This is a genomic window from Shimia fortis (assembly GCF_040225985.1).
In the GTDB taxonomy this organism is placed as follows: Bacteria; Pseudomonadota; Alphaproteobacteria; order Rhodobacterales; family Rhodobacteraceae; genus Shimia.
In genome coordinates this window covers 377,277-403,563 of sequence record NZ_JBBPEU010000002.1, presented here as the reverse complement: position 1 = coordinate 403,563, position 26,287 = coordinate 377,277, and the positions used below count along the sequence as shown (strand labels likewise).

Annotated in this window: 28 protein-coding genes; 15 read left to right on the top strand and 13 right to left on the bottom strand. The window is 61.0% G+C overall.

Annotation, left to right across the window (positions count from 1 at the left end):
* The first annotated feature begins 112 nt into the window (after positions 1-112).
* The 10 genes from WNE31_RS05275 to WNE31_RS05230 all read left to right on the top strand — a co-directional run bounded on the left by WNE31_RS05275 (position 113) and on the right by WNE31_RS05230 (position 10,569).
* Positions 113-1,018, top strand: coding sequence for an AAA family ATPase (locus WNE31_RS05275; protein ID WP_349978652.1), 906 nt, complete (start codon positions 113-115; stop codon positions 1,016-1,018).
* A gap of 39 nt (positions 1,019-1,057) precedes the next feature.
* Positions 1,058-2,311: a vWA domain-containing protein gene (locus tag WNE31_RS05270; RefSeq protein ID WP_349978651.1), complete on the top strand. Its 1,254-nt coding sequence runs from the start codon at positions 1,058-1,060 to the stop codon at positions 2,309-2,311.
* Positions 2,312-2,452: 141 nt separating this feature from the next.
* On the top strand, positions 2,453-3,007 hold the full coding sequence (locus WNE31_RS05265; RefSeq protein WP_349978650.1) for a YeeE/YedE thiosulfate transporter family protein: 555 nt from the start codon (positions 2,453-2,455) through the stop codon (positions 3,005-3,007).
* A 3-nt stretch (positions 3,008-3,010) separates the two neighbouring features.
* The gene (locus tag WNE31_RS05260) at positions 3,011-3,598 is read left to right on the top strand and encodes a DUF6691 family protein (RefSeq protein WP_349978649.1); all 588 of its coding nucleotides are present in this window, start codon (positions 3,011-3,013) and stop codon (positions 3,596-3,598) included.
* 318 nt (positions 3,599-3,916) lie between these two features.
* Positions 3,917-4,624: a helix-turn-helix domain-containing protein gene (locus WNE31_RS05255; protein WP_349978648.1), complete on the top strand. Its 708-nt coding sequence runs from the start codon at positions 3,917-3,919 to the stop codon at positions 4,622-4,624.
* 77 nt (positions 4,625-4,701) lie between these two features.
* Positions 4,702-5,673, top strand: coding sequence for an XdhC family protein (locus tag WNE31_RS05250; protein ID WP_349978647.1), 972 nt, complete (start codon positions 4,702-4,704; stop codon positions 5,671-5,673).
* The gene (locus WNE31_RS05245) at positions 5,670-6,665 is read left to right on the top strand and encodes a molybdopterin-binding protein (RefSeq protein WP_349978646.1); all 996 of its coding nucleotides are present in this window, start codon (positions 5,670-5,672) and stop codon (positions 6,663-6,665) included. Before WNE31_RS05250 ends, WNE31_RS05245 begins: the two co-directional genes overlap by 4 nt.
* Before the next feature lie 157 nt (positions 6,666-6,822).
* A complete protein-coding gene (locus WNE31_RS05240; protein ID WP_349978645.1) occupies positions 6,823-7,308 on the top strand; it encodes a (2Fe-2S)-binding protein in 486 nt (161 codons plus the stop codon).
* A gap of 100 nt (positions 7,309-7,408) precedes the next feature.
* Positions 7,409-9,772: a xanthine dehydrogenase family protein molybdopterin-binding subunit gene (locus WNE31_RS05235; protein ID WP_349978644.1), complete on the top strand. Its 2,364-nt coding sequence runs from the start codon at positions 7,409-7,411 to the stop codon at positions 9,770-9,772.
* A 14-nt stretch (positions 9,773-9,786) separates the two neighbouring features.
* A complete protein-coding gene (locus WNE31_RS05230; RefSeq protein ID WP_349978643.1) occupies positions 9,787-10,569 on the top strand; it encodes an FAD binding domain-containing protein in 783 nt (260 codons plus the stop codon).
* A gap of 48 nt (positions 10,570-10,617) precedes the next feature.
* On the opposite strand, the gene WNE31_RS05225 is transcribed toward WNE31_RS05230, so the two are convergent.
* From WNE31_RS05225 to infC, 3 genes are all read right to left on the bottom strand, one after another.
* A complete protein-coding gene (locus tag WNE31_RS05225; protein WP_349978642.1) occupies positions 10,618-11,373 on the bottom strand; it encodes a dienelactone hydrolase family protein in 756 nt (251 codons plus the stop codon).
* A 116-nt stretch (positions 11,374-11,489) separates the two neighbouring features.
* The gene (locus WNE31_RS05220; protein ID WP_349978641.1) at positions 11,490-12,089 is read right to left on the bottom strand and encodes an SAM-dependent methyltransferase; all 600 of its coding nucleotides are present in this window, start codon (positions 12,087-12,089) and stop codon (positions 11,490-11,492) included.
* 88 nt (positions 12,090-12,177) lie between these two features.
* Complete coding sequence (infC, locus tag WNE31_RS05215; RefSeq protein WP_463407418.1) at positions 12,178-12,672, bottom strand: translation initiation factor IF-3; 495 nt, start codon at positions 12,670-12,672, stop codon at positions 12,178-12,180.
* Between the two features lie 242 nt (positions 12,673-12,914).
* Between infC and WNE31_RS05210 the strand changes: the two genes are divergently transcribed.
* The gene (locus WNE31_RS05210) at positions 12,915-13,637 is read left to right on the top strand and encodes a hypothetical protein (protein WP_349978640.1); all 723 of its coding nucleotides are present in this window, start codon (positions 12,915-12,917) and stop codon (positions 13,635-13,637) included.
* A gap of 56 nt (positions 13,638-13,693) precedes the next feature.
* Here the strand turns inward: WNE31_RS05210 and WNE31_RS05205 are convergent, their stop codons facing one another.
* Positions 13,694-14,653 carry a bifunctional helix-turn-helix transcriptional regulator/GNAT family N-acetyltransferase gene (locus WNE31_RS05205; protein WP_349978639.1) on the bottom strand — a complete coding sequence of 320 codons (960 nt, stop codon included), beginning with the start codon at positions 14,651-14,653 and terminating at the stop codon, positions 13,694-13,696.
* A 206-nt stretch (positions 14,654-14,859) separates the two neighbouring features.
* Here WNE31_RS05205 and WNE31_RS05200 point away from each other — a divergent pair, with 206 nt between their 5' ends.
* Positions 14,860-16,074 carry a GTP-binding protein gene (locus WNE31_RS05200; protein ID WP_349978638.1) on the top strand — a complete coding sequence of 405 codons (1,215 nt, stop codon included), beginning with the start codon at positions 14,860-14,862 and terminating at the stop codon, positions 16,072-16,074.
* Positions 16,074-16,703, top strand: a complete 630-nt coding sequence (locus tag WNE31_RS05195) for a DUF1826 domain-containing protein (RefSeq protein WP_349978637.1) — start codon at positions 16,074-16,076, stop codon at positions 16,701-16,703. The genes WNE31_RS05200 and WNE31_RS05195 overlap by 1 nt, the downstream gene beginning before the upstream one ends.
* Before the next feature lie 176 nt (positions 16,704-16,879).
* Here the strand turns inward: WNE31_RS05195 and WNE31_RS05190 are convergent, their stop codons facing one another.
* A complete protein-coding gene (locus tag WNE31_RS05190; protein ID WP_349978636.1) occupies positions 16,880-17,302 on the bottom strand; it encodes a hypothetical protein in 423 nt (140 codons plus the stop codon).
* A 43-nt stretch (positions 17,303-17,345) separates the two neighbouring features.
* Positions 17,346-17,663, bottom strand: a complete 318-nt coding sequence (locus WNE31_RS05185; protein ID WP_349978635.1) for a cupin domain-containing protein — start codon at positions 17,661-17,663, stop codon at positions 17,346-17,348.
* A gap of 195 nt (positions 17,664-17,858) precedes the next feature.
* Here WNE31_RS05185 and WNE31_RS05180 point away from each other — a divergent pair, with 195 nt between their 5' ends.
* A complete protein-coding gene (locus WNE31_RS05180; protein ID WP_349978634.1) occupies positions 17,859-18,800 on the top strand; it encodes a LysR family transcriptional regulator in 942 nt (313 codons plus the stop codon).
* Between the two features lie 177 nt (positions 18,801-18,977).
* On the opposite strand, the gene WNE31_RS05175 is transcribed toward WNE31_RS05180, so the two are convergent.
* The 6 genes from WNE31_RS05175 to cysG form a co-directional block, all read right to left on the bottom strand.
* Positions 18,978-19,835 carry a ferredoxin--NADP reductase gene (locus tag WNE31_RS05175; RefSeq protein ID WP_349978633.1) on the bottom strand — a complete coding sequence of 286 codons (858 nt, stop codon included), beginning with the start codon at positions 19,833-19,835 and terminating at the stop codon, positions 18,978-18,980.
* 100 nt (positions 19,836-19,935) lie between these two features.
* On the bottom strand, positions 19,936-20,355 hold the full coding sequence (locus WNE31_RS05170) for a DUF934 domain-containing protein (protein WP_349978632.1): 420 nt from the start codon (positions 20,353-20,355) through the stop codon (positions 19,936-19,938).
* On the bottom strand, positions 20,352-21,113 hold the full coding sequence (locus WNE31_RS05165) for a phosphoadenylyl-sulfate reductase (protein ID WP_349978631.1): 762 nt from the start codon (positions 21,111-21,113) through the stop codon (positions 20,352-20,354). Before WNE31_RS05165 ends, WNE31_RS05170 begins: the two co-directional genes overlap by 4 nt.
* Positions 21,103-22,770, bottom strand: a complete 1,668-nt coding sequence (locus WNE31_RS05160; RefSeq protein ID WP_349978630.1) for a nitrite/sulfite reductase — start codon at positions 22,768-22,770, stop codon at positions 21,103-21,105. The genes WNE31_RS05165 and WNE31_RS05160 overlap by 11 nt, the downstream gene beginning before the upstream one ends.
* A gap of 29 nt (positions 22,771-22,799) precedes the next feature.
* Positions 22,800-23,099, bottom strand: a complete 300-nt coding sequence (locus tag WNE31_RS05155; protein WP_349978629.1) for a DUF2849 domain-containing protein — start codon at positions 23,097-23,099, stop codon at positions 22,800-22,802.
* The gene (gene cysG / locus WNE31_RS05150; RefSeq protein WP_349978628.1) at positions 23,099-24,487 is read right to left on the bottom strand and encodes a siroheme synthase CysG; all 1,389 of its coding nucleotides are present in this window, start codon (positions 24,485-24,487) and stop codon (positions 23,099-23,101) included. Before cysG ends, WNE31_RS05155 begins: the two co-directional genes overlap by 1 nt.
* Before the next feature lie 143 nt (positions 24,488-24,630).
* Here cysG and WNE31_RS05145 point away from each other — a divergent pair, with 143 nt between their 5' ends.
* On the top strand, positions 24,631-25,104 hold the full coding sequence (locus WNE31_RS05145; protein WP_349978627.1) for an Lrp/AsnC family transcriptional regulator: 474 nt from the start codon (positions 24,631-24,633) through the stop codon (positions 25,102-25,104).
* Here WNE31_RS05145 and WNE31_RS05140 read toward each other — a convergent pair whose 3' ends face one another.
* Positions 25,105-26,286, bottom strand: coding sequence for a cytochrome P450 (locus WNE31_RS05140; protein ID WP_349978626.1), 1,182 nt, complete (start codon positions 26,284-26,286; stop codon positions 25,105-25,107).
* Position 26,287 lies beyond the last annotated feature (1 nt).

Below are 26,287 nucleotides of genomic sequence, written 5' to 3'. Positions count from 1 at the left end.
GGGATACAGGCCAATCAAGGCAAAAATGTGGAAATTCGCCACGATCGGCGCAGGTTTCCTTGACGCGGGCCGCACGGCTCGTGCAGCTTCGGGTTGAAACGGGAGGGGCTTCATGAACATTTCATCAATTGACCAGGTGCAGGAGATGCTTGCAGACGAAGGCTATGTGTGCGGACGTGCGCTGGCCACGGTCGTTTTCCTCTCGTTGCGTCTGGGGCGCCCCCTGTTCCTGGAAGGCGAGGCCGGGGTCGGCAAAACCGAAATCGCCAAGGCCATTGCCGCCGCACTGGGCCGTCGCCTGATCCGGCTGCAATGTTACGAAGGGCTGGATGCCTCCAGCGCGGTGTATGAATGGAATTTTGCGGCGCAAATGGTCGCCATCCGCACCGCCGAGGCTTCGGGTACTGCGGATCGCGCGGCGCTCAACACGGAACTGTTCGGCCCAGATTACCTTGTCGAACGGCCCTTGTTGCAGGCGATGCGCGAGCACCCCGCAGGCCCGCCGGTGCTGCTGATTGACGAACTGGACCGCACGGATGAACCGTTCGAGGCCTTCCTGCTTGAGGCGCTCAGCGATTTTCAGGTCACGATCCCCGAGATCGGCACCATAAAGGCCCCCGAGCCGCCCATCGTGATCGTCACCTCGAACCGTACCCGCGAAGTACATGACGCCCTGAAACGCCGCTGCCTCTATCACTGGGTTGATTATCCCGATTTCGACCGCGAGATGGCAATTCTGCAATCCCGCGCGCCCGAGGCCGCCGAGGCGCTCAGCCGCGAAATCGTCGCCTTTGTCCAGAAACTGCGCACCGAGGATCTGTTCAAGAAACCGGGCGTGGCCGAAACCATCGACTGGGCGAAATGCCTGCTGGCGCTGGATGTGCTGACACTCAGCCCCGAGGTCATTGCCGACACGGTCGGTGCGATCCTGAAATATCAGGACGACATTGCCAAACTGCAAGGCTCTGAGGCCAAGCGCATTCTCGACGATGCCCGCAGCCAGATCGAAGCGTTGTGATGGCCGTGCGGATCTGCATCACGGCGCGTGGGGGGACATATGGCTGAACTCGCGCCGCTTGAGATCCCTGACAACCCAAGGCTCACGCAGAACCTGACCTATTTCGCGCGCGCCCTGCGCAAGGCGGGTTTGCCAATTGGACCGGGGCGGGTGATTGACGCGATCCGCGCGGTCGAGGCCGCGGGCTTTACCGACAAGCGTGATTTCTACTGGACCCTGCACGCCTGTTTCGTGTCGCGCCCCGAACACCGCGCCGTGTTTGCGCAGGTCTTTCGGCTTTACTGGCGTGATCCGCGCTATCTGGAACATATGATGGCGATGATGTTGCCGGCCATTCGGGGCGCGCAAGAGGACCGCACGGCGCAGGCAGCCGAAAAGCGCGCCGCCGAGGCGCTGCTGGACGGGGTCGACCGCGACCTGCCCGAGATCGAGCGCGAGGATGAAGGGAGCGAGATCGAAATCGACGCTTCGCTGACCATGTCCTCTGAGGAACGCCTGCGGTCGCTGGATTTCGAACAGATGAGCACCGCCGAAATTGCCCAGGCAAAGCGGATGCTGGCGCGGCTGGAACTGCCGGTGAAACCGATCCCGTCGCGACGGGGACGCGCGGATATCCATGGCGCGCGGGCCGACTGGAAACGAACCCTGCGCAGCGCGATGCGTCAGGGTGGCGATATCCGCACGCTGGCCCGCCAGAGCCCGCGCCCCCGCTGGCCAAACCTCGTGGTGATTTGCGATATTTCCGGTTCCATGAGCCAGTACAGCCGGATGGTTTTGCATTTTCTCCATGCCGTGGCGAATGAAAAGGGCGCAGGCTGGGCCAAGGTGCATGGCTTCACCTTTGGCACGCGCCTGACCAATATCACCCGCCATCTGGCCACGCGTGACGTCGATGCGGCGCTGGCCGCTGCCGGGGCCGAGGCGCAGGATTGGGAAGGTGGCACGCGGATCGGTGAGTGCCTGCACGCTTTCAACCGCGACTGGTCGCGCCGGGTGATGGGGCAGGGGGCTGTTGTCCTGCTGATCACCGACGGGTTGGATCGGGGAGATCCGCAGGCTCTGGCCCACGAGATGCAGCGCCTGCACCTCTCCGCACGGCGCCTGATCTGGCTCAACCCCCTGATGCGGTGGCAAGGGTTCGCCCCCAAAGCGCAGGGCATCCGAACCATGCTGCCCCATGTCGACAGTTTCAGGGCCGGCCACTCCATCGCATCGCTTGAAGAGCTGGCCGATGCCCTGTCGCGCCCCGACGATGTGGGCGAAAAGGCGCGCCTGATGGCCACGCTGACCTGATTTTTTCTTGGGTCAAATACCTCGGGGTGAATTGACGCCAGTGGCGTCAAGAGGGGCAGCGCCCCTTGACTTGATCCAGATCAATCAAATTCCACAAATTAAATATTATAAAAACAGAATGTTTAATTCTGGAGGAAACACATGCCATTGAATTGGAAAACCGGCGGGGTGCTTCTGGGCTTCGTCTTCTTTCTGGCGGTTCTGCTGGTCAAACCCATCGGCGTCTCGACCCAGTTCGTCATTCTGGATGCTATTGTCGCAGACACGGTGAACCCCGGTCTGATCACCCAGACCGATGATGGTGCTTACACATCGACCAATGCCTATCTGGCCAAATCCAACGGTAAATACGCCAAGAACGCGTCCAACCCGCTGAATTACAGCTTTGTCTTCGTGATCGCGATGATGATCGGGGCGTTTCTGTCCGCCAAGGCGCGCGGGGGTATCGGCGCGGATGAACGGAAACTGCCCGCCGTATGGTATGCCAATTTCGGCGATAGCCCGATGAAACGCTATGCCGTGGCCTTCCTTGGCGGGTTTGTCGTGCTTTATGGCGCGCGCCTGGCCGGGGGCTGCACCTCGGGGCACATGATGTCGGGCATGATGCAGACCTCGCTGTCGGGGTATATCTTTGCCGCCGGGGCTTTCGCCGCCGCCGTGCCCGTTGCCATGATTATGTATAAAAAGGAGGCCTGATCCATGAATATCGTTCTCGCCCTCGTAATCGGCGCCGCCTTTGGCGCAACCCTTGACCGGATCGGGGCCACCAACCCGAACTGGATCATCCGCATGCTGTCGCTGCGCAACCTGCACCTGATGAAAACCATTCTTCTGGCCATTGGCACCGGGTCGATCCTGATGTTCGGTGGTCAGATGCTGGGGCTTGTCGATGTCATGCACATGTCGGTGAAAACCGCCTATGTGGGTGTGTTCATCGGCGGGCTTCTTCTGGGTGGTGGTTGGGCCGCGTCGGGCTATTGCCCCGGCACAGGTGTCTGTGCCGCCGCATCGGGCCGCAAGGATGCGTGGTTCTTCATCGCCGGCGGTCTTCTTGGGGCTGCAGCCTATATGGTGACCTATCCCAACTGGAAATCGTCTGGCATGCTGGACAAGCTGGCGGGCGGCAAGGTGACACTCGGTACCGTGCCCGGTGCCAAGTATGACGGGCTGATGGCTATGTCGGGTGATGTGCTTGGCATCGTTCTGGGGCTGGTCTTTGTTCTGGTGGCCTTCGTACTGCCCGAACGCCTGGTCGGGGATGGACCCGCGCCCGTCGCGGCCGAATAAGGCGCAAATCCGTAAATGCACCCAGGCGGCCCCCTTTGCGGGGCCGTTTTTGGATGAGACCCCCCGCAACAAAAAAGAAACACCCCGGCGGGGATGCCGGGGTGTCTCGGGCCAAGTCGGCGACCATCGAAACCTGTACCACTCACTACATTAACGGTTGGAAATGGTCGCGCGGTCTGGCTGTAAAAAAGAAACAGGTACTCAAATAATCCCGCGAACAAACTCCGCAGACTTGCCCAGCATGCCGTTTTCGGGTCACAAAAGGCACTGTCACCCTGTGACCAGCAACTGCTGAGTAGCGGAGTACGAGTTTCTTTAATGCGCGATTACCTGCCTTCGAAAACGTCCAAGATCAGCACCTCCGTGCGGCCACGCGGGGATGTTCTCAGGCGTTTGCGGCTGGCTGCGGGACTGACGCAGGAAGCGTTGCTGGAAACCTGCCGCGCCCAGAACAGTTTTTTCAGCATCCAGAGCCTGCGCCGCGCCGAACACGGGGACCGCGTCGCGCGCACCACGGTCGAAGGCATTGCGCTGGCGCTTGAGGTGGAGGTCGGTGATCTGATCGCACTGGAAGCGGACGCCCTGCAGAACGATATTTGGGAATTCGCGGGTGACTGGCGTGCTCTTTCGATCGAGGATGACCGCCTGACCCGCGCCTACATTCTGGAAGAAGACATGCGCATCACGCGCAATGCAGCGGGCACCTATCATGTCGAATGCAATTCGCTGATGTTTCCCCGCACCGAGACCACGCAGAACGTGGTGCATATCGAGGATATGCTGATGGGCCAGTCCTTTATCGAGGGTTGGGTGCCCCCGAACGGGGTGGGGTCCTTCCAGTTGCAGATCCTCCGCGAGAATACCTATCTTGAGGGCTACGTGTCCTTCTATGATGCCGACAGCAAGCGGATTGAAATGTCGCGGCTGCTGGCCGTGCGCAAGAACATCCACGATTTCGAACGTTGCCTCGACTCGGCGCGTGAAAAGATGCGGCAAGAGTTGGCGCGCTATGCCGACCGGCCCTGAACGGCCCTGAACGGCCCTGACCGGCGCTTGCCAAGCCAACCCTCACGCGCCATCTTGGGGTGCGAGGGAGATACAACATGACATCACAGGCACTTGAAGGTGCGCCGGAACTGGCGCTTGCATGGCATCGCGCAGGGCGCGGGGCGGCGCTGGCGACGGTGGTTCAGACCTGGGGCTCGGCCCCGCGACGCGTCGGGGCGCAGATGGTGGTGTCCGGCGATGGCCAGATCGAGGGGTCAGTGTCCGGTGGCTGTGTCGAGGGCGCCGTGATGGTCGAGGCGCTTGAGGCGCTTGAGGATGGCACGGCCCGGTTGCTGGAATTCGGGGTCAGTGACGGGGATGCCTTTGCCGTAGGTCTGGCCTGTGGCGGCACGATCAAGGTCATGGTTGAACCCGTGGGCCGCGTTCTGTGCGAAGACACGCTGGCCGATCTGGTCGCGGCGCGCGCCGAACGCAGGCCCGTCGCTTATGTCTGCGATCCTGAACAGGGCGGTGGTGTTCTGGTTTTTGATGGTTTCGAGGACCGGTTCCGCATGGACCGTTCGGGGCAGGATGAGGACGGTCGTTTTGTTGCTGTCCACAATCCGCCTCTGCGGGTGGTGATTGTCGGGGCGGTGCATATTGCGCAGGCCTTTGTGCCCATGGCGCGGATTGCGGGATTCGATCCGATCCTTGTCGATCCGCGCAGCGCCTTCGGGTCCGAGGCGCGGTTCCCCGGTGAAACCATTCTGGATGACTGGCCGGACGACGCCCTTGCCGCGATTGGCATGGATGCGCGCACAGCGCTGGTTCTGTTGACACATGACCCCAAACTGGACGATCCGGCGCTGCATCTCGCGCTGGGCTCGGACACCTTTTATATCGGCGCGCTCGGGTCCAAGCGTACCCACGCGTCGCGGGTGGCGCGGCTGCAAGACGCCGGTTTCACGGCAGAGCAGATCGCCCGCATTCACGGCCCTGTAGGGCTGGATATCGGGGCGGCAAACCCGGCCGAGATCGCGGTTTCCATTCTGTCGGAAATGGTGCAGGTGCTGAGGCAGGGCGCATGAAGTTCGGCCCGGTACCTGTTGCCGAGGCGGAAGGCGGTATTCTGGCCCATTCGGTCAAGGCGGGTAATGTGCGCCTGCGCAAAGGCCAGACCCTTGGTCCCGATCATATCCACTCTCTGCAGGGGGCAGGGCTGTCCGAGGTCGTGATTGCCCGGCTTGGCCCTGAAGACCTGCACGAGGATGCTGCCGCATCGCAACTGGCACAGGCGCTTGTGCCCGATCCCGATGCGGCCAACCTGCGGTTGACCGATGCCTTCACGGGGCGGGTGAATATCACGGCGGCCTGTCCGGGGGTGGTCGAAATGGATGTGGCCGCGCTTGATGCCTTGAATGCAGTGCATCCGATGGTGACGCTGGCCACGGTGCCCCCGTGGCAGCAGATGGGCACGGGCAACATGGTCGGGACGGTCAAGATGATTTCCTATGGCGTCCCGGCGGCGGATGTGATGCGCGGGTGTGACTTGGCGCGCTGCGCGCTGCGGCTGCGGCCTGTCGTGTACAAAACGGTGTCGCTGATCATCACCGAGATCCCGGGCGGGGTCGGGGACAAGGGCAAGGATGCGGTCGAAGGGCGAGTCAGGGCGTTGGGTATGACACTCGCAGAAGTGCTGCGCGTGCCCCACCGCGAGGCGGAGTTGGCCGAGGCTATTGCTGGCGCGCACGGCGATCTCGTGTTGATCCTGACCGGCTCGGCCACTTCAGACGTGCAGGATGTGGCGCCGACCGCGCTCCGCGCCGCAGGCGGGCAGGTCACCCGCTTTGGGATGCCGGTCGATCCGGGCAACCTTTTGTTCTTGGGTGATAAAGGTGATGTACCCGTGATTGGTTTGCCTGGCTGTGCGCGCTCTCCTGCGCTGAACGGGGCGGATTGGGTACTCAGCCGTGTGGCCTGCGGGGTGTCCGTGACCTCGGCCGATATTGCCGTCATGGGCGTGGGCGGGCTGTTGAAGGAAATTCCCACACGCCCCATGCCACGGGAACGCCGACGTTAGGGCAAGGTTGGACAATCTGTCCTTGCTCCTCTTCGCGCGGGACATTCTGGCGAAAAACCGACCATACGGAAAAAAACGGTTCTCACAGTGGAAAACCCGTGTTTAAGTCTACCCTATAAAAAACACAAAACGACCAACACAACTCTGGGAGGAGCCAATGTCACAGGTCACCATGACCGTGAATGGCAAGACCGCGTCCGGCACTGTCGAAGGACGCACCTTGCTTAGCCAATTCTTGCGAGAAAACCTTAACCTGACGGGCACCCATGTCGGCTGTGACACCAGCCAATGCGGGGCCTGCGTGGTGCATGTGGACGGCAAGGCCGTGAAATCCTGCACGATGCTGGCGTCCGAGGCCGACGGGGCCAGCGTGGACACCATCGAGGGCCAGGCCAATGCCGACGGATCGCTGAACACGATCCAGCAGGCGTTTCAGGACCATCACGGCCTGCAATGCGGATTCTGTACGCCGGGCATGGTGATGTCGGCGGCAGCCCTTCTCAAGGATAACCCCAAGCCCTCCGAGGCCGAGATTCGGGACTATCTTGAAGGCAATATCTGCCGCTGCACCGGCTACCACAACATCGTCAAGGCAATCATGGCCGCATCCGGACAGGATGTGGAAGCAATTGCTGCGGAATAAGCCTGTCACGTGATGCCCGGTTTGCCGGTGCGGGTTTCGGGAGGAGACCTGCCCTTGGGCAGAACGGGATATCCAGACGGGGATTCAGGGAGGATTTGAGATGCCGAAAGATCATGGCATTGGCGCCAGCCCCAAGCGGCGCGAAGACGTCCGGTTTTTGACCGGAGAAGGCAACTATACTGACGACATGAACATCCATGGACAGGCCTATGTCCATTTCCTGCGCTCGGATGTGGCACATGCGACCATCACAGGGATCGACACCAGCGCCGCCGAGGCGATGCCGGGGGTGGTGCGGATATTCACCGGTGCCGATTTCGAAGGTGTCGGCGGTCTGCCCTGCGGCTGGCAGGTGACGGACAAGCATGGAGAGCCGATGCAGGAGCCGGCCCACCCGGTTCTTGCACAGGGCAAAGTACGCCATGTGGGCGACCCGATTGCGGCCGTGGTGGCCGACAGTCTTGAACAGGCGCGCGACGCCGCCGAGGCGATTGAGGTCGATCTTGAAGAACTACCCGCCGTAGTCGACATGAAGGCCGCTCTGGAAGAGGGCGCGACCAAGGTCCATGACGATCTGACGTCGAACCTGTGCTACGACTGGGGCTTCGTGGAAGAGGCCAAGCCCGAGGTGGACGCCGCGTTCGAACGCGCGGCGCATGTCACCACGCTGGAACTTGTGAACCAGCGTATGGTCGCCAACCCGATGGAACCGCGCGTTGCCATCGGCGACTATAACCGCGCCACGGACGAGCACACGCTGTATACCACCAGCCAGAACCCGCACGTGATCCGCCTGTTGATGGGGGCCTTCGTGCTGGGCATCCCCGAGCACAAGCTGCGCGTGGTCGCGCCGGATGTGGGCGGTGGTTTTGGCACCAAGATCTTCCACTATGCCGAAGAGGCGTTTTGCACCTTCGCGGCCAAGGCCTGTAACCGTCCGGTAAAGTGGACGTCCAGCCGGTCGGAAGCCTTCATGTCGGATGCGCATGGCCGTGACCACGTGACCAAGATCGAACTGGCGCTGGATGCGGATAACAACTTTATCGCGCTGCGCACGGACACGCTGGCCAATATGGGCGCCTACCTGTCAACCTTCGCGCCCAGCGTGCCGACATGGCTGCATGGCACCCTGATGGCGGGCAACTACAAGACCCCGCTGATCCATGTGAACGTGCGGGCCGTCTTCACCAACACGGTGCCGGTCGATGCCTATCGCGGGGCAGGGCGCCCCGAGGCGACGTTCCAGCTTGAGCGGGTGATCGACAAGGCCGCGCGCGAACTGGGCGTGGATCCCATCGCGCTGCGCCGCCAGAACTTTATCACCGAGTTCCCCTATGCCACGCCGGTGGCCGTCGAATATGACACCGGGGATTATCACGGGACCATGGATGCGCTTGAGCGGCTGATGGACCGTGACGGTTTTGCCGCCCGCCGTGCCGAGAGCGAGGCCCGCGGCAAACTGCGGGGTCTGGGCGTGAACTGCTATATCGAGGCTTGCGGCATCGCGCCGTCGAACCTTGTCGGGCAATTGGGCGCGCGGGCCGGTCTTTATGATGCGGCCACGGTGCGCGTGAACGCGACTGGCTCGATCAGCGTGATGGTCGGGGCCCACAGCCACGGGCAGGGGCACGAGACCTCGTTCCCGCAGGTGGTGGCCGACATGATCGGCATCGACGAAAGCCAGATCGACATCGTACATGGCGACAGCTCGAAAATCCCGTTCGGCATGGGCACCTATGGATCGCGCTCCATCGCGGTCTGCGGGTCGGCCATGGTGCGCGCTACCGAGAAGATCATCTCAAAGGCCAAGAAGATCGCGGCCCATCTTCTCGAAGCGTCCGACGCCGATATCGAGTTGAAGGACGGTCAGTTCACTGTGGCAGGGACGGACAAATCCGTGGCCTGGGGCGACGTGACACTGGCGGCCTATGTGCCACATAACTATCCGCTCGAAGACATCGAACCGGGCCTTGAAGAGACCGCGTTCTACGATCCGGCCAACTTTACCTATCCCTCGGGCGCCTATGCCTGCGAGGTTGAAGTGGATCCGGACACCGGCAAGGTCACGATCGAACGTTTTGCCGCAGCGGACGATTTCGGCAATATCATCAACCCGATGATTGTCGATGGTCAGGTGCATGGTGGCATCGGTCAGGGGATTGGTCAGGCGCTACTGGAAAACTGTGTCTATGACAGCGACGGTCAGCTCATGACCGGGTCGTACATGGACTATGCCATGCCGCGCGCCGATGATGTGCCGTTCTATGCAGTGGACCATTCGAGCCAGACGCCCTGTACCCACAACCCGCTGGGTGTAAAGGGCTGTGGCGAGGCCGGTGCCATTGGATCGCCGCCGTCGGTCATCAACGCGGTGGTAGATGCACTGCAATCCGGTGGCCACAACGTCACCCATATCGACATGCCTGCGTCGCCTGCGCGCGTCTGGGCCGCGATGAACCAGTAAGGAGGGTTTGACCCATGTATAATTTCGACTTCGTAAAGCCCTCGTCGATTGCGGATGCGGTCGCGGCGTTGGGGGAAGAGGACGCGCAGGCGCTGGGCGGGGGACAGACCCTGATCCCGACGCTGAAGCAACGTCTTGCCTCTCCCACCACACTGGTCAGCCTGTCGGGTATCCCCGAGATGAAAGGGTGTTGCCTTGACGGCAACACGCTCAGCATCGGTGGGGCGACCATTCACGCAGATGTGGCGGCGGATGGCACCATTCCGGCGCTGTCCGATCTGGCCGCCAATATCGGCGATCCGGCGGTGCGCAACCGTGGCACGATTGGCGGGTCGCTGGCCAACAATGACCCCTCGGCCTGCTATCCGGCAGCCGCGCTGGGTCTGGGGGCCACGATCGTCACCAACGCGCGCGAGATCGCGGCGGACGACTATTTCCAGGGCATGTTCACCACGGCGCTGGATGAAGGCGAGATCATCGTCAACGTCAAGTTCGACAAGCCCGAAGCGGCGAACTATCAGAAGTTCGAGCAACCCGCATCGCGTTTCGCGCTGGTCGGCGTGTTCGTGGCGAAGACGGCGGATGGTGTCCGTGTGGCGGTGACTGGCGCGTCAGAGGACGGGGTGTTCCGCTGGAGCGCCGCGGAAGACGCGCTCAACGGGAACTTCTCGGCAGATGCGCTGAACGGGATGGCCCCGGATGCGGATGGCATGATTTCGGACCTGCACGGCACGTCCGAGTATCGGGCCCATCTGGTCGGCGTGATGACCCGCCGCGCCGTTGCGGCCTGCGGCTGATCCCACGTTTAAGAAACATGGAAGGCCGCCCCGAAGGGCGGCCTTTTGCTATTGTTGGGTCTGCATGTTCCGGCCCAGGAACTCCAGTGTGCGCTGGCGGGCCAGATCGGCATAGGCCGCATCATAGGGGCCCGTGTCACCCGACAGGAACGCGGCTTGCCGGGTCGGATACTGATAGACCTTTGTATCAGGCTGGGGCGTTTCCGACGCTGCGCTGAACAGGCCAACCGGTTGCGCCGTGTCCTCCTTGCTGCTGATATGGGCCAGCACGGGCACACCGCTTTGGTCCAGCGAGGTGATCCCCGCCTTCTCAAGCAGTTCGGGCGACGGGTCATATGCCACCACCGCATCAAATCCGAGGCCTTCCTGACCGGCCTTCAGGGCCACCGCCGCGCCATAGTCATAGCCGACCAGCGCGATATTGCCCGCGTCCACACCGGGGCGCACCGACAGATATGTTAGCGCATCCGACAGGACACGGCTGAGCCGCAGGCGTTTCGCGTCCAGCCCTTCGTGCATGATCATGGCTTGCGCCGCGGCCGGGGTGGCGGGGCGCTTGCCTTCGAACAGGTCCGGCACCAGCACCACATAGCCGCGATCGGCAAAGCCTTGCGCCTCTTCCAGCATCGGGGCGGTCGGTCCGCGCCAGTCATGCAACAGCACGACAGCCGGCGCCCGTCCCGGCATTTCAGGCAACAGCATGTACCCGTTGTCGCCGTGCCCGAAGCGCACTTCGGTCGGCCCTGCCATTGCGGATACACCCGTCATGAGCAGCACGACGGCTGCCATCAAAACCTTTGTCATCGGTCTCACACTTTCGTTTCGGAATTGCTCTGCAGATATGCATCCAACGGCGGACATCAAGCACGCCGTCGTCACAGTTTTGTGCATCCGTGCAGCAAGACCTGTGCGAAAATGGATCAGGCCGGTTTGCGGGCGACGAAATCAATCAGGGCAGAGCGGCCGGAATGGCCCTTGCCCTCTTCAAGCTCGCGTTCATAGGCGCGGCATTCGAGGATTTCCCAGTCGGCAAAGGCGTCGCGCAGCATGTCTTCGGTATAAAGGTTTTCGACAAAGGGCGGACCACCCGTGCCGTATTCAAGCTGTTTGGGCGTGTAGCCATGCAAAAGTACCACGCCGCCGGGGGCGGTGGCCTGCTTTATCTGGGCGAACTGGTGGGCGCGGCCTTCGGGGCCCACAAACTGGATAAAGATACCGGCCACCACGTCAAATGTCGTTTCGGGCCACGGGTCGTTCAGGATATCGCATTGCAGGAACTGCACCTCGACGCCGTGTTCGGTGGCCAGCGCCCGGGCGCGTTCGATCGCGGTCGGGGCAAATTCCAGCGCGGTGACGGACATGCCCTGTGCCGCCATGAAGACCGAGTTGCGGCCTTCCCCGTCGGCCACGGCCAACGCGCTCGCCCCAGTCGAGAAATAGGGCAGGTGGGTTTCCATGAACTGTGCGGGAGCCGTTCCAAAGACATACTCCGTCGAGGCGGCAAAGCGTTCTTCCCACATAAGCGGCTCCTTCTGTGCAACACTTCTTAAAAAAGAACCCCCCGCCTGGGTGTCAAGCGGGGGGCATGAAATCTTCTGCGATCTGCGCTTACTTGGGAAGCGGGCCAATCATCATGATCATCTGGCGGCCTTCCATCTTGGGCATGCTTTCGACCTTGCCCAGGTCCTTGGTGTCTTCGGCGACCCGTTCAAGCAGCTCGCGGCCCAGGTTCTGGTGGGCCATTTCGCGACCGCGGAAGCGCAGCGTGACTTTGACCTTGTCGCCCTTTTCAAGGAATTTCACAACATTCCGCATTTTCACGTCATAGTCATGCGTATCCGTGTTGGGGCGGAACTTGACCTCTTTAACTTGAATCGTGGTCTGCTTTTTGCGGGCCTCGGATTCACGCTTCTGCTGTTCGTATTTGAACTTACCATAGTCCATGATCTTGCAGACGGGCGGGTTCGCGTTCGGCGAGATCTCGACAAGATCAAGCCCGGCGTCCTGCGCCATGCCAAGCGCCTCGTTCGGGTGAACGACACCAACGTTTTCGCCATCTGCGCCGATCAGCCGGATTTCGGGGGCGCGGATACGTTCGTTCACTCGGGGGCCGGTGTCGCGCTGCGGAGGCGCGTTGTGGGGTCTGCGTGCTATGGTATTGTTCCTTCAATAGCGAATATTACGTGGCGGGTAATCTAGTTTGGCGCGCCTGTTGTTACAAGCGGTTAATCGGCGCTCATGCAGCGAATTTCCCAAGTTTCCCCCTTGTTGTTGCGCTGCAGCATTGTCATTTGTCGACACGGGCAGCGCCCCCGTGCCGGGAGCGCAAGATAATGGAGACTGAGATGAAGAATTTGATTTGGGTGGTCATTCTGGCCGGCGTTGCAGCTGCGGGATATTTTTTCATGGCCAACCGCGCAGAAGAGCCGGTTGCCGAGACCGCACCTGCCGAGACGCAATCGCCGGCGGAAAGCGCCGTTGAGGCCCTTGAAGAGGCCGCAGACGACGCCGCCGCCACCGTGACCGAACAGGTCGAGGAAGCCGCTGCAGCCGCCGAAGAGGCCGTGGACGCGGCAGTGACCGCCGTGACCGAGCAAGCCGGTGAAGTCGCTGAAGCCGTAGAGAATGCCACTGAGGAAGCCATGGACGCCGCGAATGCAGCCGCGGAAGGTGCGGCAACGGCTGTCGAGGAAGGTCTCGAGCAGGCCGGTGAAGCGGCTGCCGCGGCAGAAGAGGCTGCCTCGGACGCGGTCACGTCGATGACCGAACAGGCCAGCGACGCCGCAAATGAGGTGCAGGAATCCGTTGAAGGCGCCATGGCGCCGGCCAGCGAAGAGGCCACCAGCGAAGCCGCCGCCGCGACCGGCGAAGCCGCGCCTGCCCCTGCGATGGCCGATCTCTTCACCGTGGACGGGTTCGACTATGGTAAGGCGGCCGAGATGATCGACGCGTCGGATCTGGACCCTCTGAAGAAAACCACGCTGAAATCTGCGCTGGAACAGGCCCAGAACAACCCCGAGATGCTCAAGCAAGCTCTGGAGACCGCCAAGTCTGCACTTGGAATGTAAAGTCTTGAAACCATTTGAAAAGGGCGGCTCGGACCGGGCCGCCCTTTTTTCGTGGCTCAGGTCAGGACACAACGGTATTTCTGTTCCAGAACCGGTTTGCCCCATTGGGTGCCTGCCTGCTCTTCCACGAGGTCAAACCCGTGCGCCAGATACAAGGCACGGGCGGTGTCCAGCCCTTTGAACGTCCACAGGTCCACCGTGTCAAATCCGTGAGCGCGGCAGTGGTCCATCGCGGCCCCGATCAGCGCCTTGCCCAGCCCGTGGCCCCGCAAGGACTCGTCCACATAGAACCATCGCAGATGCGCGGTGTTGTTGCCCAGATCCTCACCGTCAATACTGATCCCACCAAGGATTGCGCCGTTCTTGTTGACCCACCAGGTCTGGTTTACCGGTGCATCAAGACGGGGCAGGAAGTCGGCCATGCCGCTTGCAACCGCGCTTTCGAAGGTGCAGCCAAAGCCCACCAGTTTGCTATAGTACTGGGCGTGAAGTCCCGTGATCGCGGCAAGAAGACCGGGCGTATAGCCGGTTTCCACATGTGCCGGGGCAGGGGACGCGCCATGGCGAGCCTCTCGCAGCGCATCGGCATAAAGCCTTAACCCGTCCCGGATCGTCGTTGCGCCCTCTGCTGTGGTCTGCCCCAAGGCAGTACTTACCTGAGCAATGGCAAAGTGTTCGATTTCTGCCAGTTGTCTGCACCCTTCTGCTGTCAGAGACAGTTGCTTGGTGCGTGCATCGTCAGGGTCGCGGCTTTCTTGCAGCAGCCCTCGTTTCAACAAAGTTTGCACCAACCGTGAAACTGTTGATTTCTCGAGCAAAAGCTTCTCTTTCAGATCCTTGGCGGTCAGGGTCCGGGCAAGCCCCAGTTCGATCAGGGTATGCACGGCCGAGGACGATAAATCGGATCCGGCGACCGTGCGGCCCATGAACCCCAATTCCCGCACCAGATGGCGTGCATGGTGCCGGATATCGTTGACTAGAACGGGGTCGGGGCCTGTGTGTGTAACAGGTTGCATTATACAACTATAATGAACCTGTCTCGATTGGGAAAGACGGTTTCGTGATGTGCGATCGCGGTAGGGACTCCATGCAAAGCCACAACCACACTTGCAAGTAGCAATGTTATAACATATCAAATATTAGATCGCCGATAGCTGCGACGCTTCGGGGCGAAAGGCCCCTGTGCATTTTGAAACAGACACAACTTTTAGGAACATTCTCGATGCGCGACACCCAACTGCCCGTTACGGTTCTGTCCGGTTTTCTCGGGGCCGGAAAAACAACCCTGTTGAACCGTGTGCTGAACAATCGCGACGGCCGCCGTGTTGCGGTCATCGTCAATGACATGTCCGAGGTCAACATTGACGCCGATCTTGTGCGCGCGGATACCGAGCTGTCGCGCACCGATGAAACGCTGGTGGAGATGTCCAACGGCTGTATCTGCTGTACGTTGCGCGATGATCTTCTTGCCGAGGTGCGACGGCTGGCGGCGGAAGGGCGCTTTGATTACCTGCTGATCGAGTCGACAGGCATTTCCGAGCCCTTGCCCGTCGCCGCAACCTTTGAATTCCGCGACGAGGCAGGGGACAGCCTGTCGGACGTCGCCCGTCTGGACACCATGGTCACGGTTGTGGATGCCGTGAACCTGCTAAAGGATTATTCCAGCCACGATTTCCTGAGTGACCGGGGCGAAACGCTGGGCGAAGGGGACGAGCGTACCCTGGTGCACCTGCTGACTGATCAGATTGAGTTCGCCGACGTGGTAATCCTGAACAAGGTGAGCGATGCGGGCCCCGAGCGTACTGATGCTGCCTGCAAGATCATCCGCAGCCTGAATGCCGATGCCCGCATAATTGAAACCGATCACAGCGATGTGGCCGCAGACGAGGTCCTTGATACCGGCCTGTTTGATTTCGACAAGGCCCATGAACACCCGATGTGGGCCAAGGAGCTTTATGGGTTTGCCGATCACGTGCCGGAAACCGAAGAATACGGCGTGTCCAGCTTTGTCTACCGAGCCCGCCAACCCTTTATCCCCGAGAGAATTCTGTCGATCCTGAACGGAGACTTACCGGGCGTGATCCGGGCCAAGGGGCATTTCTGGATCGCGACGCGGCCCGATTGGGTAGCGGAATTTTCGCTGGCCGGGGCGTTGTCTTCGGTCAAGCCGCTGGGCACATGGTGGGCGTCGGTGCCACAGGAACGTTGGCCGGACCACGACAGCGCAGGTCAATACATGGCGGCCCACTGGCAGGAACCGTGGGGGGACCGGCGGCAGGAAATCGTCTTTATCGGCAGCGGCATTGACTGGCCCGCGCTCAAGGCGCGGCTGGACGCGGCGCTGGTGCCGGTGATGGTGGCCAGCGGCCCTGATCGTCTGCCCGATCTGCCCGACCCGTTCCCGGTCTGGCGCCGCCAGATGGAGGCGGCCGAGTGATGCTGGACCGCGACAATGTACAGGAACAGGACACCTGCGTGCGGGTGTCCACATCGCCGCATGTATTGGGCCAGATCGCTGAACCGGACTGCGCGGCCGCGGTTTGGCAACGCGACCTGATGCCCGCGTTTCAGGCGTGGATCGACAACCTGCCGCCCGAACACCTGCCCAAGGCCCGGGTGATCCTGCGCCCTGACGCGGTCGAAAGCGCCATGCAGCAGTCGTGCGAAATTGCCGGCACGCCCGAGGGGGAGGAACGGGATCAACTGGTGAATGACATGTCCCATCTGGCCCAGCATTTCGCAAAGGTCATCAAAGCCGGATGGTTGCGCCTGCGGCTGGATGTGGTGGACACCAACGCCTGCCGCAAATTCCACATGGACATGATCCGGGCGCGGCTGGTTTGTACCTATCGCGGCACGGGCACGCAGTATGGTGTAGTGCAGGGCGACGGCGATCCGACGCGGATCACAACCATCGGCGCCGGTTCACCGATGGTGATGCGCGGTACATTGTGGCCGACCGAACCGGATTCGGGCTTGCGGCACCGTTCGCCTCCGATCGAGGGGACGGGAGAGGTGCGGTTGTTGTTGGTTCTGGATCCGGTGGAGGGGCCGGACGCGGCATAGGGGAATTGCCGGTCGAACCTCTGTGTCCGACTGCCGGAAGTTCAGGTGAGTGCCTTAAAGTCGGTAGCAGGCCCCGTGCACAAGCTGCGGGTGCCGCGTTGATGTCTCTCGTGAAAGAAAATGACCCCGCCTGTCATGACGGGATCATACGGGCGACGCCCGAACCGAAAGGCTTATTATTCCGCCGGTTGCGCGTACTGCGCTGCTCTTGAAGGCTGATCTTTTAAGTCCTTGCCGACACCATACATCAGGACAACGAAGACAAACAAAGCCATTGTCAAAACAGCCAGCACCGAACCGATCTTGGCAGGAACCTCTGTCTGGCCGGTCATGGCAAGCACGATACCCGGTGTCAGAACCAGAACCGTCGCCAAGTTGAATGTGTAGTGGATGCCGGCAATCCGGCTGCGTCCGGCAACAGGTGTAAGGGCATAGTAGGTACCAAAGACAGACATCATGACAAACCCAATCAAGTTGAGATGTCCATGGGCCGGAGACAGCGTGTGATCTTGGGTAGCGGACATTTGGATGCCCCAGATCATACCGCAAAGTGCGAACAACGCAGCTGTGGTAAAGAATGTTTTAGGTGCGTTTCTCATTGATTTTCCTCCTCTGTCCCCGCGCCGAGCGGGGGGGTAAATATCAGGTGGTGATTTGCCCGACGTGCTCCATGTCTGCCGGAATACGAAACTGTCCTGCTACCATTTCAGCAAAGAAATGTTCGAACCCACCCGGCGTAAGGATGCTGAGGTGACGGGATGCGACATCGCGGATCACCCGGAATCTGTGTTCCTTGCCGCGCGGCACAAAAACTGTCTGGTCGAGTCCGCGCGCAAAGCGATCGCCCTTCAGCCAGAACACTGTATTGTCGGTCAACAGCACAAAGGTTTCGTCAGCATCGTGGTGGATATGAAGTGGGGGGCCTGAATTCGGTGGCGAAACCGTGTCGGTGATCGACATGGCCCCGCCGGACTCAGCGGTAGACAATATCGTTCGATAATGAACCCCGGGCCATTCACTTGCTCCGGGTCCCAAGAGAGCATCTTTCATCGATTCCTCCACAATTAGTTGGGAAACGAAGGCGCCTTCGATGTTCAGTTCCTAGCATAACGAATTTCATGTCAAAAATCGATTGATTGTATTACACCTATTTGCATGGCAAATTTGAAAACCTTCGACCTGAATCTGCTGCGTGTGCTTGATGCCCTGCTAAAGGAAAATTCCACTGTGCGGGCGGGGCAACATCTTGGCCTGTCCCAGCCAGCGGTATCCGCCGCGCTCGGGCGTCTGAGAGGCGCTCTTGGGGATGATCTGTTCTTTCGTCGTGGCAAAGGGTTGGAACCCACTGAATATGCGCTGACGCTGAAAGACGATCTGGCATTCCTACTTGAACGCATAGAAGGTCTCATACAGGGGCCCAATGCGTTTGAACCGGCGATTTCAGACGCGAGTTTTCGTATCTCGGGGAGTGACTTTTTCGCCGAGTTGCTGATGCCAAGACTTGCAGAGCGGCTTCAGGCGTTTGCGCCAAACTTGCGTGTACACCTCGTGGATCTTGTGCCTGACAGTTATGTGGAAACACTGGATCGCTACGACGTCGACCTTGCCATTATTCCGAACATGTCTCTGCCGGATTGGGTAGAAAGCCAGCCCGTCTTCAGGTCGAGCTTTTCGGTGATCGCGCGCAAGGATCACCCGCGCTTGCAACGTGAGGGTTTGCAAAGTGGGGATGCCATCCCGATCGACCTTTTCTGCGACATCGGTCACGTCCTTTTTTCCCCAGAGGGCAATAGCGCGGCCTTGGGCGACACGGCTCTTGCCAAGGTGGGCAGGGAAAGGCGGGTCATTATGACCATGCCGATCTTTTCAGGTGTTTATCGGGCTGTCGCGGGGTCGGACCTGATCGCGTTGCTCCCGACGGCATTGGCCCGTCATGTTGCGGAGACGGCAGGGCTTTGCGTATACCGTGCGCCAATGCATATGCCGACAGCGGAGTTATGCATGATCTGGCACCGGCGTTATTCCGCCAATGCCGCGCATATCTGGCTGCGCGGTCAGATTGCCGATTTGCTAGAACCTCTTGATGAGGGCGATTGACGGGCCCACGCATTTATCCTGTGTGGATAGCGAAACCCTAGAGTGACACGGACAAGGCATCCGGCAGTTCGCAACAAATGCAGGCTTGTGAGAAAATCAGAGATCCGCGCGCTGCTCAAAAGGAAAAGCCCAGACAAATAAGCCGAGGCTTTCCGCTTTTTTGGATGTGAGAAGCGATCAGTCCAAGAACGCCTTTTCCACCACGTACTGTGCGGGCTTGGAATTTGCGCCTTCCTCAAGACCTGCCGCTTCCAGCATGTCCTTGAGTTCGAGGTTGAACGCAAGGTTGCCGCAGATCATGGCGCGGTCGTTTTGCGGGCAGAGGGGGTCGACACCGAGATCCTTGTACGCTTCACCCGAGTTGATGAGGTCGGTGATCCGGCCCATCTTGGCGCTCTCTTCGCGGGTGGTGGTCGGGTAATACTTGATCTTCTTCCAGAAGCCTTCGCCGATCACCTCGTTCAGCAGCTCGTCCTCTTTCAGCGACTCGATGATGTTGCGGCCATAAGTCAACTCACCGGCCTCGCGGCAGGTGTGGGTGATGATCACTTCGTCGTAATCCTCGTAAGTCTGCGGTTCCCGCAGCAGCGAGGCAAAGGGCGCAAAACCGGTGCCTGTGGCAAAGAACCATATGCGTTTGCCGGGGATGAGCGCGTCATGCACCAAAGTGCCAACGGGTTTGGGGCGCAGGATAATCTGGTCGCCCGGCTTGATGTGCTGAAGTTTCGAAGTCAGCGGACCATCTTGTACCTTGATCGAATAGAATTCCAACTCTTCGTCCCACGATGGCGACGCGATGGAATAGGCCCTCAGCAGCGGCTTTTGCTTGCCGGTTTTGGGGTCGGGGTCGCCCATCAGGCCGATCATCACGAATTCGCCCGACCGGAAGCGCAGCGACGCGGGACGCGTGCATTTGAAGGAAAACAGCCGGTCGGTGTAATGCTGCACCTCGGTCACTGTCTGGGCGTCGGGCAGGGTGGGTACTTTGGGTACGGCGGTGGCTTGGGCGTCTGTCACGGGTTTTTGCTCGGTCATAGGGGTTCAGGCGGAAAACTCCGCCCCTCACTAACATTTCGTTGGGGTTTTTAAAGATGTATCTGGCTTGCTGCTTTGATCTGGCGCAAGTCACGTCACGTTATGAACCGGCGCGCGCCCGCATCCGCGACTGATAGTCATGCGCCCGCCAGTCGGCGCGGAAGACCCAGTCCTTCTCGGGTTGGCGTGCGGCCAGATCGTCGTCGATCTCGACCTCGTCAAAGCCACAGCGGCGCGCCATCGCGTATTGGTCCGAGATCACGTGCCCCTTGGCCCGCAGACGTCCCTTGTATCCAGCCAGCCGCAGCTGGCGCGCAATGGTAAAGCCGCGCCCGTCCGCAAAGGACGGAAAGTCCACGCGCACCATTTCCACGCCCGCAAGACGAGGGATCAGGTCGGCGGGATCCGTGTCGGATGCCACATCCAGCGAAACCGTATTGGCGGCGGCCTCTTCCAGCGCGACAAAGCCTTTATCCCAGCTGTCCGGCCTAAACCCGGCGTCGGTCACGAGTACAGTCATGTCTTTTCTCCTATCCGCACCATTTTGCCATCAACAAAATGGATGCCGCATTCTTCCTTGTTCTGGTCGCGCCAGCGTCCGGCGCGGGGGTCTTCGCCCTGTTTGACAGGGCTGGTGCAGGGCGCGCAGCCAATCGAGGGATATCCCTTGGCCACAAGCGGGTGGCGGGGCAGGCGGTTTTCCACCATGTAGGCCTGCACGTCCTCGGGGTGCCAATGCGCCAGCGGATTCACCTTGATCCGGCCCGTGCCGTCCTCGACCTCGAAAAAGTCGAGCGTGGCGCGGGTGCCGGACTGGAACCGCTTGCGACCCGTGATCCAGCCATCAAACCCACGCAGCGCACGTTGCAACGGGATCGTTTTGCGCAGGGTGCAGCAGGCATCGGTGTCGCGCAGGCGCAGGGCCCCCATTGGGTCGTCTCGCTTGATATCCTCGGCATCGGCGCGGATCACCTGCACATTGCGCAGGCCCAGCCGCTCTGCGACCTCGGCCTGATAGACCAGCGTCTCGGGAAACAGCATCTGCGTGTCTACGAACACAACCGGCGTGTCTTGATCGACCACCGCCGCCATGTGCAACAACACGACCGATTCCGCGCCGAAACTCGACACGAGCGCGATCTCGCCCCCATCCTGCAACGCCCCGCGAAACACGTCGGTGGCGCTGTGATGGCGATAGCGCGCATTCAGTTCGGCAACCTTTTCACTGAGGGCGCGGCGATCGGCCCCCAGCTCGGTCTGGATTTCGTCAAGCGGCATGGGCCTGTGCCTCGGGATAGAGCCACGCCTTGAAGGGGGCGAGGCCGACGCGACGATAGGTTTCGAGGAAGGTTTCCTCGGGGCTGTCGCGCATCTCGAGATAGCCTTCGATCAGACGCTCGATGGCGGGCACGATCTCGTCATAAGCAAAGCCGGGGCCTGCGCGTTCGCCGATGGCGGCGCTGTCGGTGGCATCCCCGCCCAGCGTGATCTGATAGTTTTCCACGCCAGCCCGGTCGAGACCCAGAATGCCGATATGGCCGACATGGTGGTGCCCGCAGGCGTTGATGCAGCCCGAGATCTTGATCTGCAGGTGCCCGATATCATGCTCCAGTTTCAACGCGTCAAAGCGGGTCGCGATCTGTTGCGCAACGGGGATCGAGCGGGCCGTGGCGAGCGCGCAATAGTCCATGCCCGGGCAGGCGATGATGTCCGAGATCAGGCCGATATTAGCGGTGTGCAGATCGGCCTCGCGCAGGGCGGCATAGATCGCGGGCAGGTCCGATTTGTGGACATGCGGCAGGATCACATTCTGTTCGTGGCTGATGCGCAGTTCGTCATGGCCGTATTGGCGGGCCAGGTCGGCCAGGGTGCGCATCTGCTCTGCGGTGGCATCGCCCGGCGTGGCGCCGTGTTTCTTGATCGAAACGGTCACGATGGCATAGCCCGGCGCGCGGTGTTCAGTCAGGTTGGTGTCGGCCCAGCTGCGGAACAGCGGGTCGGTGTCATAGGCCGCCTCGAACGGGGCCGTCGACGCGGTGCGGAAGGCGGGCGGGGCGAAATGGCCCTTGATCTCTTCGAACAGCTGTTGATCGAACCCTTCAAAGGTAGGACGGATCTGCGCGAACCGTGCGTCCACGCGGGCCCGGATGTCCTCAATGCCGTGCTCGTGCACAGTGATCTTGATGCGTGCCTTGTACTTGTTGTCGCGGCGGCCGATCTGGTTCCAGACCGACACGGTGGCCTCGATAAAGGGCAACAGGTCTTCGCGCGGCAGAAAGTCGTGCAACACCTTGCCGATCATCGGCGTGCGGCCCAGACCGCCGCCGACAAGGATCTGATATCCCACGTTGCCTGCCTCGTTTCGCACAACGCGCACGGCAAGGTCATGCGCCTTCAACACGGCGCGGTCCTTGGCACCGGCGGCCACAGCGATCTTGAACTTGCGGCCCATGAACTGGAATTCCGGATGGTCGGTCGACCACTGGCGGATCAACTCGGCAATCGGGCGCGGGTCTTCGATTTCATCCGCAGCGGCACCTGCGAAATGGTCCGCGGTCACATTGCGGATCGTGTTCCCCGAGGTCTGGATGGCGTGCATGTTCACGGTGGCCAGCGCGTCCAGCATATCGGGAATGTCCGACAGTTTCGGCCAGTTATACTGGATGTTCTGACGTGTGGTGAAATGGCCATAGCCCTTGTCCCACTTCTCGGCCAGCAGGGCGAGCGTGTCCATCTGGGCGCTGCTCAGGGTGCCATAGGGGATTGCCACGCGCAGCATATAGGCGTGCAGTTGCAGATACACCCCGTTCATCAGCCGCAGCGGCTTGAATTCATCCTCGGTCAGGGCGCCCGAGATGCGGCGCTCGACCTGTGCGCGGAACTGGCGGTTGCGTTCGGCAAGGAAGGCGCTGTCAAAGTCGTTATACTGATACATCTGTCTTGGACCTTTCTGGCAGGGCGGCGTTACAGCCCGGCTTGTTTGCCGTGGAAATAGTTGGAAGGCCCGGTGCGGCGGAATTCTTCGCGAAAATGGGTCGGCTCCGGGCCGGTTTCGCCTTCCTTGGCATCGGCCAGATAGACGCCGACAACTTCGGCCACACGGGCTTGTGCTTCGACAAGGCGCAGCTGGGCGTGCGCTTCATCGGTCAGCAATTCCGCCTCGGACAGGTCGCGCGACCACGTGTCCTGCGGGGTGAGATAAATCACGTCGCCCTCGATCAGGGCATTTGCGGTGATCACTTTGGGGGTAAAGGCGCGGGGCATCAAGCAAGCTCCTGTTCAAGCAATGAGGGAAGGGCGGCAGAGGCGGCGCGCGGGGACAGGCCCAGCAGCATCAGTGCGGGTCCGTCAAAGGCGGCCGCCGCCAGATCAGCGGGCAGGGAATGTAGCGGGGCGTTCAACACCCGCTGGTTCGCACGAGAGGCGTTTTCGATCACGGTTACCGGCGTGTCCGGCGCTGCGCCATGCATCAGCAACCGTCCCTGGATAAAACGCACGGCCCGTTTGCCCATGTAGATCGCTGCGACTTCGTTCCGGCGGGCCAGTTGGCGCCAGTCATGATCGGCAAAGCCCTTCATGTCGTGGCCGGTCAGAAACCGAACCGCGCCGTTGCGGTCGCGTTTGGTCAGGCTCTGGCCAATGGCTGCGACCGAGGCCGAGGCCGCGGTGATGCCGGGCACGATATGCCATGTGACCCCCGCCGCGTCGCAGGCGTCGATTTCTTCATCAAGACGTCCAAAGACCGTGGCGTCACCGGATTTCAGGCGCACCACCTGCGCGCCCTGACGGGCATGTTCCACGATCAGCGCATTGATATCGCCCTGCGGGGTGGAAGGGCCATACGCTTCTTTGCCGACGTCAATCATCGTGGCCTCGCGGCGGGCCAGTTCAAGAATTTCCGGCGTAATCAGGCGGTCATAAATCACCACATCCGCCGTATCCAGCGCCTTGCGCGCCTTGAGCGTCAGAAGCTCGGGGTCGCCGGGGCCCGCGCCGACAAATGCAACGTGACCGTCGCGAGTGTCCGCCTTGAGGTGTTTGTCCAGAAGCGTTTCAAGGGCTGCCTGTGCACCGTTTTCGTCGGCAATACGCGGGCCGGCCCCAAAATAGTAGTCCGACCAGAAGTCACGCCGCCGCCGCCCCATGGGCAGGGCATCCGCCGCCGCGCGAAAGGCTTTTCCAACGCGGGCCAGCAGGCCCAGACGCGGGGACAGGCGCTCTTCCAGGTCGGCCTTGATGGCGCGGGCCAGAACGGGTGCGGCGCCTTCGGTGCCGATGGCAATGGTGACAGGGTCGCGATCGACAATGGCCGGCGTGATAAAAGCGCTGTCTGCCAGATTGTCGACGATATTGGCCAGAACACCCGCTGCCTGCGCCTGTTGCGCGGTGTGCGCATCTTTGGCGTCATCTTCTTCGGCGGCATACACCAGAAGTGCGCCGCGAAAATCCGACGTCTCGGGCGTACGCAGGTGCAGACGCAGCTTGCCGTTCTCGGCCCAGTCGTGGATTTCAGGCGCCGCTTCGACGCTGAACACGTCGAGGGTGGCCTCGGTCTTGAGCAACAGGCGCAGCTTGGCCAGTGCGGCGTCTCCGCCGCCCACCAGCACGATACGTTGTCCAGTCATGGACAGATATACGGGAAAATGTTTCATGGTCTGTGCCAAATCCGCTGTGATTTCGGTTGCAATATAGGAAATTGTTCCGTAATTCGGCTAGGTGCTTAGAAAAATAGGAACGCTTGTTCTGCGCTGTTGGTGCTTCAAGAGGTTTGTTCCGCAATCAAGGAGAATACGGAATGGCTTTTCGGATCGACGAGATGGATCGGAAAATTCTTGAAGAGCTGCAAAGGGACTCCTCACAGTCTCTTGATGAAATTGCCAAGCGCGTGGGGTCGTCCAAGACGCCGGTATGGAATCGCATCCGCAAACTGCGCGAGGCGGGAATCATCAAGCAGCAGACCGTTCTTCTTGATGCCGAGGCGCTGGGGTTCGAGGCGTGTTTCTTTGTTCTGATCCGCACCAGCGAACATGACGCCGAGTGGCAGGCGGCGTTCCTCAAGGCGTTGCGGGATCGTCCCGAAGTGCAGGAAGCGCACCGCCTAGCGGGGGATATCGACTATATCCTCAAGGTGCGGGTCACCAATGCGCGGGCCTATGACGTGTTCTATCAGGCACTGATTTCCGAGGTAAAAGTGCACAACGTGACCGCGCTGTTGTCGATGGAAGAAATCAAATCCACCAGCCGCCTGCCTCTGGTCGACACGGCCTGATCAGCGGCGCACCATCAGGGTCTCCAGCCCGTGGAAATGGTAGAGATTTGCGTAATGAGGGGTCTTTGCAAGTGCCATGTCCGGACAGCGGTCAAACAGGATGGGCAGGGCAATGCGCAGTTCCAGCCGCGCGAGGGGCGCGCCAACGCAGAAATGCAAGCCCCCGCCAAAGGCCGTGTTTGTCAGGATTGGGCGGGTAGGATCAAACCTGTCTGGCGCGGCCCAGACCGCAGGATCACGGTTCGCCGCCCCCAAAAGCAACGCCACCTGATCCCCACGCCGAAACCTGTGGCCCGCAATCTCGGCCTCTTCATAGGCATAGCGCGTGAACATGTGTAGCGGCGGATCATAGCGCAGGATTTCCTCGACGGTGCGGTCTATGGCGCCGGGGTCATAGGCCGTATGGGGCGTGTTTTGTCCCAGCAGGGTTTTGACCCCGTTGCCCAGCGAATGCACCGTCGCCTCGTGCCCTGCGTTCAAAAGCAGAATACAGGTGGTGACCAACTCCTCGGTCGACAGTTTCTCGCCATCCTCTTCAGCGGCGATCAACTGGGTCAGAAGGTCGTCGCCTGCGTGTGTGCGGCGCCGGTCGATATAGCCCGTCACAAAGTGTGAAAACTCTGACGCCGCCTGTGCGGCGCGTTCCTCGATCTCGTGGGTGCGGCGGGCCTGGTACATGGCGACCATATCGTTGGACCAGCGCAAGAGCTCTGGACCCATTTCTTCGGGGAACCCCAGCAGGCGGCAGATCACAGTCACGGGCAGGGGCGCGGCATAAGAGGGGATAAGGTCGAAAGGCCCCTCGGGGAAACGATCGATCAGGTCATGACACAAGCGGGCGATGTCCTGTTCCATCGCCTGAATCCGGCGGCTGGTAAAGGCGCGCAACACCAGAGACCGCAGCCGTGTATGGCGGGGCGGTTCCAGTTCCAGCATGGAATGCGCCTCGATCCGGTAGAAAGGGTCAAGATGCGACGGATGGGGCTGTGCCATTTCGGCGGGCACCTCGCGCCCGAAGCGACGATCCTTGAAAAGGGCCATCACCAGGTCATGCGAGAGCGCGGCAGGCATCCCGTAATCCTCCCACCAGACCAGCGGCCCTGAGGCGCGGGCCTGTTCGTAGAACGAATAGGGGTTCTGGACAAACGCGGGGTCGGTCGGGGACTGGGCAAGGTGTTTCATG